Below are 10252 nucleotides of genomic sequence, written 5' to 3' on the forward strand. Positions count from 1 at the left end.
AATATGAAAAGAGTTTGGGAGAATCCAGAAATACAATCAGTAAACAGGCTGCCAATGAGAAGCCCGCTTGTTCCTTATGAGTCGTCGCAAAAGTCGCAGATTGAGGCTGCCATAGGACCTGAATCCTGTGAAGTGCCTACAAGCTCCTTCTTTAAAAGCCTGGACGGAGAATGGGACTTTTGCTTCTTCGATTCCCCGGAATCTGCGCCGGACGAAACGACCAAGTGGCAAAGGATAAAAGTGCCTCTTTCCTGGACAATGCAGGGATTCAGCTCTCCGCATTACACGAATATCCAGATGCCGTTTGACTGCGTGCCTCCGTTTGTGCCGGAAGAAAATCCCACAGGCTATTACAAGCTGAACGTAAGCTTGCCCGAAGAATGGAACGGCCGCCGCATAGTTCTGCATATAGGCTCTGCTGAAAGCGTCGCAATTGTCTATGTAAATGGAACTGAAGCCGGAGTTTCAAAAGACACTAGGCTCCCTTGCGAGTTCGACATCACAGAATTCATAAAAGGCTCATCCGCTGAAATTGTTATAAAAGTTGTGCGATGGTCAGATGCTTCCTATGTTGAAGACCAGGATCAGTGGTGGTTCGGCGGAATCCACAGAAGCGTCTACCTTTACTCAACTGAAAATGTTTTTATTCAGGATGCTAAGGCGTTGACATACATTGACTTTTCAGGTGAAACACAAAAGGGCATAATTCCGCTTGAAGTCTCTCTTGCAACCTCGGAAGCTAAATACAAAACGCAGACAGATGCAGATCTTATGCAGTTCGATGTGGAATACAAAGTCTGCCGCCTTGAAGGAACGCCATCAAGAGGAATCCCCGGAAAAGAAGTTGCGTCAGGCAAAATTCCGTGCAGCCTCGATATTCGTAACACCCTTTCGCTTGCAAAGAAGGACATCGCTGTTGAAAATCCCGCTCTTTGGACTAACGAAACTCCGTCGCTCTATCTTGTAACTGTAAGCCTTCTTGAAAAAGACGGAAGGCACATCGAAAGCTCTTCGTTTACAGTTGGCTTTAAGTCCGTGGAAATAAAGAAGCGCGAGCTGCTGTTCAATTCCAAGAAAGTCTACATCCACGGAGTAAACCGCCACGAGCACAACGAGTCCAATGCCAAGACACTTTCCACTGCTGAAATGGTTCACGACATAAAGACGCTCAAAAAGTACAACTTCAACGCAGTGCGCACTTGCCACTACCCGGACGATGAACGCTGGTACGAGCTTTGCAACCGCTACGGAATCTACATTCTTGACGAAGCGAACATCGAAAACCACGCGTACTACGATGTTATGAGCCGCAGCGAGGAATGGCTTAATTCCTATATCCAGAGAGTTCAGCGAATGGCAATCCGCGACAAGAACCACGCTTGCATCTTCGGCTGGTCTTTAGGAAACGAAAGCGGCAACGGGCAGAACCACTATGCGACTGCTGCTTGGCTTCGCGGTTACGACAAAACTCGCATTGTGCATTACGAAGGCTTTGTTCGCCCAGAGATTCATCAGGGAGACTTCACTCTTGACTGCCTTGCAAACGGAAAAGAGCTTACCGACCTGATTGCCCCGATGTATCCTAGCATCGACTTGATTGTAGACTATGCCACAAAGCGCGACGACTGGCGGCCTTTAATCATGTGCGAATATTCACACGCAATGGGAAACGCAAACGGAAGCCTTGCGGACTACTGGAAAGCAATCGAGTCAACACATGGACTGCAGGGAGGCTTTATCTGGGACTGGATAGACCAGGGAATAGCAGCCTATGCCCCGGAAGGAAAGCCCGGTGAAAGCAAGGGCGGAAAATACTGGAAGTACGGAGGCGACTTTGGAGACAGTCCTTGCGACTATGACTTCTGCCTTAATGGACTGAACTTCCCGGACCAGACACCTAAGCCTGCAATGGAAGAATGCCGCCGCCTATTTGCCCCGGTGCGCCTTAATGCCGTTCATGCCGCGCAGGGAATCTTTGAAGTTAAAAGCAAGGCGTGCTTTGTTCCGCTAGACTTCTTAAGCCTAAAGTGGTCATGCCTTGTAGACGGAACTGCAAAAGCATCTGGCGAGATTCCGCTTAGAGGACTTCTCCCCGGCGAAACAATGCGCATTGAGATTCCTAAAGTGAATGAATGTGCCTTGAATGCAGACAGCCGCTCTGAAATAGTATTCCATGCTGACTTCATTTACGCTGAACAGACACCGTGGGCATCAAAAGGCGAGCTATGCAGTTCTGACGAGGAGCTGATTTGCGCAGGTCAGACTTGCTTTATAGACAGCGCGGACTGCGTTTCCCAGGAAGCCGAGCAGTTTGCCTTGAGCCTAGAGCCTACAGTGTTCCATGCCTACACCGAAAACGAAGGAATAAAAGCCCTCTACGACAAAGTTGACAGCGACAATGTTCCCGGATGCTTTGTCGGAAAGCCCACAAAGCCCTGGATGGACAGCGCGCTTGACAAGTCCCATGGAGAAAAAGATTCACATGGCGTGTTCCATATAGTTTCAGAGAAAGGCGGAAAATCATTCGACTTTGGAACTTGCTCTTGCGCAACAAAGAAAGCATGGCAGGGAAGCTCTTCGTTCATGGAAATATGCGCTGACTTCAGCCTGAACAGCACAGTGCCGGAATATCCGCGCGTTGGTCTTGAAGCTTCTGTTAGCGGCGCATTCACAAAGGCAAAATGGTACGGATGCGGGCCTCACGAATGCTACAGCGACAGAAAGTATTCCGCGCTTAAAGGCTTGCACGAAGTGGACATAAAAGACCTTGAAGTGCCTTACATCGTTCCGCAGGAAAACGGACTAAGGTGCGGCGTAAAGTACCTTGAGCTTTCTGGAGGCGGAAAGACACTGCACATACAGTCTGACACAGAATTCAGCTTTAGCCTCTTGCCGTACACAGCTCAGGATTTGTACAAGTGCCGCCACACAAGCGAGCTGGTTGACTTGTCTAAAGGAAGCAAAGGCAAGTGGATTCTTACAATAGATGCCGCCCACCGCGGAGTAGGAACAGGAGCCTGCGGTCCGGACACACTTGAACAGTACCGCGTCCGCCCCGGCACTTACAAGCTGAACCTAAGAATCTGGTAGCTGTATCATTGCTGACTGGATAATCCCATAAAACAGATTCCCGTGTCGCTGCACGGGAATGACATGGAATTTACGTCAAGCAAGGGAATGACATAGGAGCGTAAAGTGTTATGTATGATGTCATTGTCGGGTTTAACCCGACAATCTCACCTCGACGACTGTTATTGCCTGGCATATCATTTAACGTGTCATTGTCGGACTTGATCCGGCAATCTCATGTGTGGAGATTTCCTGGTTACGTCGGACAATGACATAAAACGTTGTCATTATCGCGCTTAGCTCCCTGTTATCTTCGGGCTTGACCCCGCGATGTTTCTGAAAGAAACTCGGTTGAGAATCCCCTGTCCGTGTGGCTGCCTCCTTTGCCATGCGGATTTTTTTACACTTTTTTTGCTGTTTAAGTTGTCATTTCGCACAAACTCACTATAATTATAGATATACAACAAATCTATATTTATGGAGAAAGCGATGAAGATTAACTTCCATTCAACTACCCCCCCCAGTGGCTTATAGCCTGCATTTTAGCACTTAGCCTTGCATTCACATTCCCTTCCTGTTCCGACGGCTCAAGCAGCGGCTCGGATGATGAAAAAGCAACTTACACCGTAACTTTCAATGCAAACTGCGGAACCGGCACAATCGCAAGTATAACCGCAGAAGAAGGAAGTCAAGTTAAACTGCCAAGCGTAGAAGGCAAACTTGCAAAGGACGACTACTATTTTGCTGGCTGGAGCACTGCAAAGAACATGACAGGTACAAGCTACGATGACGGCGCAACAATCACCCTAAACTCAAATATTACCCTTTACGCAAAGTGGACTGACTTTGTGTTTGTAAAGGGCGCAACAATAGAAGGACAGATTGCAGACAGCGCATTGTTTAATGGAAAGAACACCATAACAATAAATGACTTTTATATATGCAACCATGAGGTTACGCAGGCAGAGTATGAGGCTTTAGGAGCTCTTCCATCTGAAATGGCAGATACTGACGGTGTTTCTGGCAACAATCCAGTGAACAAAGTAAGCTTGTATGATGCGCTTGTATACTGCAACAAGCGTTTAGTGAAAGAAGGTTATACGCCTTGTTATTCAATTAAAGGTTCTACGAATCCTGAATCTTGGGGAACTGTACCGACTTCAAAAGACAGTGATTGGGATGCTGCAATCTGTGACTTTACTGCGAACGGCTACCGCTTGCCAACGGAATCAGAATGGGAATATGCCGCACGGGGCGGAAACGGACTTACCGGTACTCAATATCTTTATGCCGGAAGCAATACTGTTAACGATGTTGCATGGCATAGTGGAAACTCAGGCTACAAAACTCATGAAGTAAAGACAAAACAGTCAAACACTTTGGGGCTGTATGATATGAGCGGCAATGTATATGAATGGTGTTGGAATGAAAACGCCAATGCCGCGCACTTTGTTAGTGGTGGTTGTTGGACCATGAATTATGACCCCGCCTGTAAGGTTTTTCGGCATATTACTAGCACCTCGTATGCTCAAAACCCTGGGAATGGCTTGCGCGTTGTCCGCACCGCAGAATAAAAGGTAATGAGATTCCCGCATCAAGTGCGGGAATGACAAATGCCCTGTCATTCCACAGTTTGACTGGGGAATTCCCTGCAATAGAGTTTCGGGGCAATCCCTAAGATGGCAAAGCGTAAACATTTATTATATTTTGTTTGCGTGTATGGAATACCTATGTTATAATTCTTAGCGTGAAGAGAAAGAAAGTCAGCTTGAACAGCGCAGTAATAATAATCTCGAAAATCTGCCCGTGCAGGAATTCCTCCTTTTGGAATATCCTCACGGGCTGTTTTATTTAAGGGGCGTAGCAGCCCCGCATTTTCGCCAAACCAAAGGAGGTTTTAATGGCTAAAAAGTATGTCTGGAGCATTGTGCTCAGACCCAACCCGTTTACACAGGACAATGACCGCGACCAGCTTGCGGATGTTGTGCCTGCCGCGACAAAGCGCGACGAGGACATTGCGGACGCAATTGTTGCAGAAGGAAGCGAAATCAAGAAGGAGACAATCCTGAACATCCTTTCGCTTAGGAACAAAAAAGTCTTTGAGTATGCTCTTTCCGGCTGCACTTACTCAAACGAAGTAGGAAGCCTTGCGCCAAGGGTTTCAGGAGTATTCGAAGACATAAACTCCGTGTTCGACCCTGCGCTGCACAAGTGCTCGTTCGACATTATGCCTTCTGCCAGTCTGCGCGCTGAAACTTCAAAAATCAGCGTAAAAGTAACTGGATGCAAGGATTCAGGAGGAGCTGTAATCGGAGCTGTTACCAACACTCTAACAGGCAGCAAGGACGGAACTGTTCAGATTGGAGACGATGTCATCATCGAAGGTGAAAAAATCAAAATCCAAGACGAAGCCGACACCGAGCAGGGCGTATTCTTTGTGGACATGGAAGGCAAGGAACACCGTGTAACACGTAAACTCACCGCAAACAAGCCGTCCCAGCTCATAGCCCGCGTTCCGTCAAGCGTAGCAGAAGGCAATGTTTCACTCATAATCAGAACAAGGTATACAGGAAGCAGTGTAAATATCTTAAAGAACTTACGTGAACTCCGATATGCCTATGAACTGAAAGCAGTAAAGGCGTAGCAGTTTAAGTCTAACAATTCTCTATGCACTGTTCATAGCGACCTACTATTGACTGTGCATAGAGTTCGCTATGGGATGTCCATAGAGCACTCTATGAGGTGTCCGTAGTGGACACTATGGAGTGTCCATAGAGAGCTACTATAGACACTCCATAGAAATCACTATCTTTTTATAATATCCCAAATTTGCCATTCACTCTCTTTATGCTTATCTTTTTAGTAATACCCACCATATTAACTAAGGAGGAATACTATGAAACTGATGTTCATTTTTATCGCTCTGACTTTTGCAGGCTCGCTTGGCTTTTCACAGAATTATCCGGCTGCAGAGCAGACCACGCCCGACAAAATGGGCTGGATGCAAGGCTTTCCGCCATCGCAAGAAAAAACGCTTCACGCTTCGGACGGCTCGTTCTTTGAGTTTCCGGCGTTGCGCTACAGCGTGAACCACATGAGGGAGTTTTTCCCTACGCGAAATGTTTCGGCAGGCAACGGCAAAAAATACCAGCTAAAGATAAAAATTGACCCGGCAATCGGAAACGTAGTTTTTACGCCGTGGAATTCAGACAAGACGATGACTTTTGAAGAGTCGCTTGGCGCAAACTATACAGACGGAATCATCGTCATGCACAAGGGAAAAATCGTCTATGAAAAATATCCTGCAGGCTTAAAGCCAGACGGACTTCATGCTGCAATGTCGGTGAGCAAGTCGTTCACGGGAACAGTCGCTTCGATTCTTGTTGCGGAAGGAAAACTTGAGCCGTCAAAGAAAGTTGTTGAATACATTCCAGAACTGAAAGATTCAGGCTTTGCGGACGCGACTGTTCAACAAGTTATGGACATGACGACCGCAATCAAGTACAGCGAGGACTATAACGACCCGAACGCGGAAATCTGGGCGTACTCGGCGGCAGGAAACGTTTTCCGCCCGGCAAACTACACAGGACCTCAGAATTACTACGAGTATCTTGCAACTGTAAAAAAGCTTCCGGACGCAGAACACGGAGACGCATTCGGCTACAGGACTGTGAACACGGAGCTTCTCGCCTGGATTTGCTCGCGCGTAACAGGGCAGGGCTTAGCGGATATGGTTTCAGAGATGATTTGGAAGCCTTTGGGCGCGCATTATGACGGTTACTATCAGGTTGACCCTTCTGGAATCGCGTTCGCAGGCGGCGGCTTTGACTTGAATCTAAGGGACATGGCAGCTTTCGGCGAGATGATGAGAAACGGCGGAAGGCTGAATGGCAAACAAGTAATCCCTGAAATAGCAGTAAACGATATTTCAGTTGGAGGAACTTCCGATGAGTATAAGGCTGCGTTTGCAAAAGGCGGCTATCCAAAATTGCAAGGCTGGAGCTATCACAATATGTGGTGGATTACGAACAACTCGCACGGAGCGTACATGGCGCGCGGTGTTCACGGCCAGGCAATCTACATTGACCCGGCGGCGCAGATGGTGATTGCGCGCTTTGCTTCAACTTACTACGCGTCAAACAAGTACATCGACCCGCTTTCAATTCCGGCTTACGAGGCTGTCGCGGAATATCTCTTGAACAAGTAGAATAATAAAAAAGGGGCATCCCGCTTGGGATGCCCTGTTTGTTTAATCATGCCATGGAGATGTCTAATAAGTTCTATGCGTCATTGTCATTCCTGTGCTACGACACTTGTCATTCCCCGACTTGATCGGGGAATCTAGCATCATTCAGATTGCCGGATCGAGTCCGGCAATGACAGGCTGTTAGGTCATTTCCATGTTAAATATCATGCCATTTGCTGCACTTACTTCAAGTTGACCATGCTCTTGTCGTAGTCTGTCGGCGGAACATAGCCCATAAGATTCATTATTGTTGCAGGCCAGGATGAGATTCCAAGTCCGTCGTTGAGCTTGGTGTTGTCGTATTCGCCCTTGTATTCAGGGTCATAGATGATTCCCGGTACCGGGTTGAGCGAGTGCGATGTCTTTGCCTTTGGCTCTCCGTCCTTGTCCTTCTTTACGCTGCCGTCCTTTGCGTGCTCGTACATATCATCTGAGTTTCCGTGGTCAGCCGTGATGCACATGATTCCGCCGGCTTCCTCGATTGCCGCCTTCAATCTTCCAAGCTGAAGGTCCATGCCTTCCATTGAGCAGACCACCGCGTTGAATACGCCAGTGTGTCCGACCATGTCTCCGTTCGGGTAGTTCAGTCTGATGTGGTCGTACTTTCCGCTCTTGATTGCCTCAATAACCTTGTCGGTGATTTCAGCGCATTTCATCCAAGGACGCTGCTCGAACGGAACAACATCGCTTGGAACTTCAACATAGTCCTCAAGCTTTTCGTCGAACTTGCCCTGCTTGTTTCCGTTGAAGAAGTATGTAACGTGTCCGTACTTCTGGGTCTCGGAAATAGCCATGAGGTGAACGCCTGTCTTTGTGAGGTATTCGCCCATTGTGCGGTCAATGCTCGGAGGATTCACAAGATACTGGGCAGGAATGTGCGCGTCTCCGTCGTATTCCATCATGCCGGCATACTCAACGGCCGGAACACGCTTTCTGTCGAACGGAAGCTCGCCTCCTGCCGGTGTCTCAAACGCGCGTGTCATCTCAAGGGCACGGTCTCCGCGGAAGTTGAAGTAGATTACGCTGTCGCCGTCGTTGATTGTTCCGACTGGCTTTCCGTCCTTTGCGATTACGAACTCGTGCATATCCTGGTCAAGAACGCCCGGAACTTCGGCACGGTAGGTTTCGATTGCCTTTGTCGCAGAGTCGAACATACGTCCTTCGCCCAGAACGTGCGCCTTCCATCCGCGCTCAACCATGCTCCAGTCAGCGTTGTAGCGGTCCATTGTCATGTACATACGTCCGCCGCCGGAGGCAATCTGATAGTCGCAGCCTGCAAAGCCCGCAAGGAATTCTTCAAGCGGTGTGATGTAGTTCAGTGCGGAAGTAGGGTCAACGTCGCGTCCGTCAAGCAATGCGTGCACGCGGATTTTCTTTACGCCTTCCTTGTTCGCCTCTTCAATCATTGCCTTGAGGTGGTCGATGTGCGAGTGAACGTTTCCGTCAGAAACAAGTCCTATAAAGTGGAGTGTTGAGCCTTTGTCATTCACATTCTTGATGAGCTTCTGCCAGGTTGCGTCCTGGAACATCTTGCCCGATTTGATTGACTCGCCTACAAGCTTTGCGCCCTGTGCGAACACGCGTCCGCAGCCCATTGCGTTGTGTCCGACTTCGCTGTTTCCCATGTCATCGTCAGAAGGAAGTCCTACCGCCGTTCCGTGGGCCTTGAGCTTTGTGTGCGGACAGTTCGCCGTGAACCAGTCAAGGTACTTCATGCGGCTTGCCTTTACAGCGTCGCCTTCAACATATTTTCCGTAGCCAACACCGTCCATGATTACAAGAACCACAGGACCGCGGCGGCCTTTCCAGTTCGGATTCTTTTCCAAAGCATGCATTGTATCTGCCATATATAAAACCTCCATAAAGTTTTTTGTACTAAGGTAATAGTCTAGCTTTAGTATAGCGATTAATGGGATTCTTTACAATTGATAGGGAAGGCTGGAGGAGGGCTGGTTTATTGAAGTTTTTCCTTAAAATAACGACTTAAATGTGAGAACATGAAACTGGACAAAACTTAACCTCAATTCCAGAGGTCTCTGCACCGTAATTTTTCCATAATTGATGGTTTTCTTGTTTTAATATTCATAGTCATAGTTCGACAATATTTTATCAGTAAAATATTCTTTTACAGATTTTTCCAATTGATTAAGTTTACTGCCAACAGTAACTAAAGTGTTGCTTAAAGATGTTGCTTTTGTTTGAGTTGAATTGTATCTGACATGATCTTCTCCTGCGGTTTTCATCTTGGAAAGGGAGTTTTTTTTATGAACAAAAAAACTCCCGACGATTCTTTCTTTTACGGAAGACTGTTCCTTCGGGGAAAGCTCATTGTTCTGGAGCCTGCGGCAGCGACTTTCAAGTTTCTTTTAAAGAAACTTGAAAGTTTAAGGAAAAAACTAATTAAGATACATTGAAAATATTGTACTGATACATGTATCTTTATATTTTTTTCCAAGATATACATCCTTGATTACAATTTCTATTTCTTCATTGTATAATCCATCCAAGTTAATAATCTGAGGGTTAGGAGAATCTTTTAATTCAAATTCTTTTTGTATTTTTGACTTCAAAAAAGATATAGTAATTATCTTTGGTCTTGAATTATTCTCAAACAGGTAAGGTTTCTTCGCGGAAACATATCCTGATATAATTATAAGATTTCTTGCATTTATACTTAATCTGATTTTTTCTCCAATTCCATAATCTTCAGACGCTTCACACCACGGAGAATCTAACTTAAAATTTGATAAATTCTGTACTGTGTAAACCTTACTACCTTCTCTCAACTCAGAAGTCGCTGAAATGAATGAGGGGAAAAACAGTCCTTCAGTTTGATTAAATGATATAGAAGCCCCTGTGAATATACATTCATTCGTTTCACAATTGTTAGAGCTCGCCGATTTCAGCCACACCTAAGTTCAGCGGAAATCGCCAAAA

General features: G+C 46.8%; 6 protein-coding genes. 4 read left to right on the forward strand and 2 right to left on the reverse strand.

The window, feature by feature from the left end; translation table 11 throughout:
* Window positions 1-3: 3 nt before the first annotated feature.
* From Q0N70_RS11040 to Q0N70_RS11055, 4 genes are all read left to right on the forward strand, one after another.
* Complete coding sequence (locus Q0N70_RS11040) at window positions 4-3090, forward strand: glycoside hydrolase family 2 TIM barrel-domain containing protein (RefSeq protein WP_294016718.1); 3087 nt, start codon at window positions 4-6, stop codon at window positions 3088-3090.
* A 518-nt stretch (window positions 3091-3608) separates the two neighbouring features.
* Window positions 3609-4643: an SUMF1/EgtB/PvdO family nonheme iron enzyme gene (locus Q0N70_RS11045; RefSeq protein ID WP_294016729.1), complete on the forward strand. Its 1035-nt coding sequence runs from the start codon at window positions 3609-3611 to the stop codon at window positions 4641-4643.
* 326 nt (window positions 4644-4969) lie between these two features.
* Complete coding sequence (locus tag Q0N70_RS11050; RefSeq protein ID WP_294016720.1) at window positions 4970-5713, forward strand: DNA-binding domain-containing protein; 744 nt, start codon at window positions 4970-4972, stop codon at window positions 5711-5713.
* Between the two features lie 252 nt (window positions 5714-5965).
* Window positions 5966-7276 carry a serine hydrolase gene (locus tag Q0N70_RS11055; RefSeq protein WP_294016722.1) on the forward strand — a complete coding sequence of 437 codons (1311 nt, stop codon included), beginning with the start codon at window positions 5966-5968 and terminating at the stop codon, window positions 7274-7276.
* Between the two features lie 221 nt (window positions 7277-7497).
* Here Q0N70_RS11055 and gpmI read toward each other — a convergent pair whose 3' ends face one another.
* Both gpmI and Q0N70_RS11065 read right to left on the reverse strand, forming a co-directional pair.
* Window positions 7498-9162 (reverse strand): 2,3-bisphosphoglycerate-independent phosphoglycerate mutase, encoded by a 1665-nt coding sequence (gpmI, locus tag Q0N70_RS11060; RefSeq protein WP_294016724.1) that lies wholly within the window; start codon window positions 9160-9162, stop codon window positions 7498-7500.
* Window positions 9163-9711: 549 nt separating this feature from the next.
* A complete protein-coding gene (locus Q0N70_RS11065; protein WP_294016727.1) occupies window positions 9712-10101 on the reverse strand; it encodes a hypothetical protein in 390 nt (129 codons plus the stop codon).
* Between the last annotated feature and the right edge of the window lie 151 nt (window positions 10102-10252).

It is taken from the genome of uncultured Treponema sp. (assembly GCF_945873775.1).
In the GTDB taxonomy this organism is placed as follows: domain Bacteria; phylum Spirochaetota; class Spirochaetia; order Treponematales; family Treponemataceae; genus Treponema_D.

Coding starts and splice junctions, on each gene's coding strand:
- Q0N70_RS11040 (WP_294016718.1), top strand. CDS start 4: ATGAAAAGAGTTTGGGAGAATCCAGAAATACAATCAGTAAACAGGCTG.
- Q0N70_RS11050 (WP_294016720.1), top strand. CDS start 4,970: ATGGCTAAAAAGTATGTCTGGAGCATTGTGCTCAGACCCAACCCGTTT.
- Q0N70_RS11055 (WP_294016722.1), top strand. CDS start 5,966: ATGAAACTGATGTTCATTTTTATCGCTCTGACTTTTGCAGGCTCGCTT.
- gpmI (WP_294016724.1), bottom strand. CDS start 9,162: ATGGCAGATACAATGCATGCTTTGGAAAAGAATCCGAACTGGAAAGGC.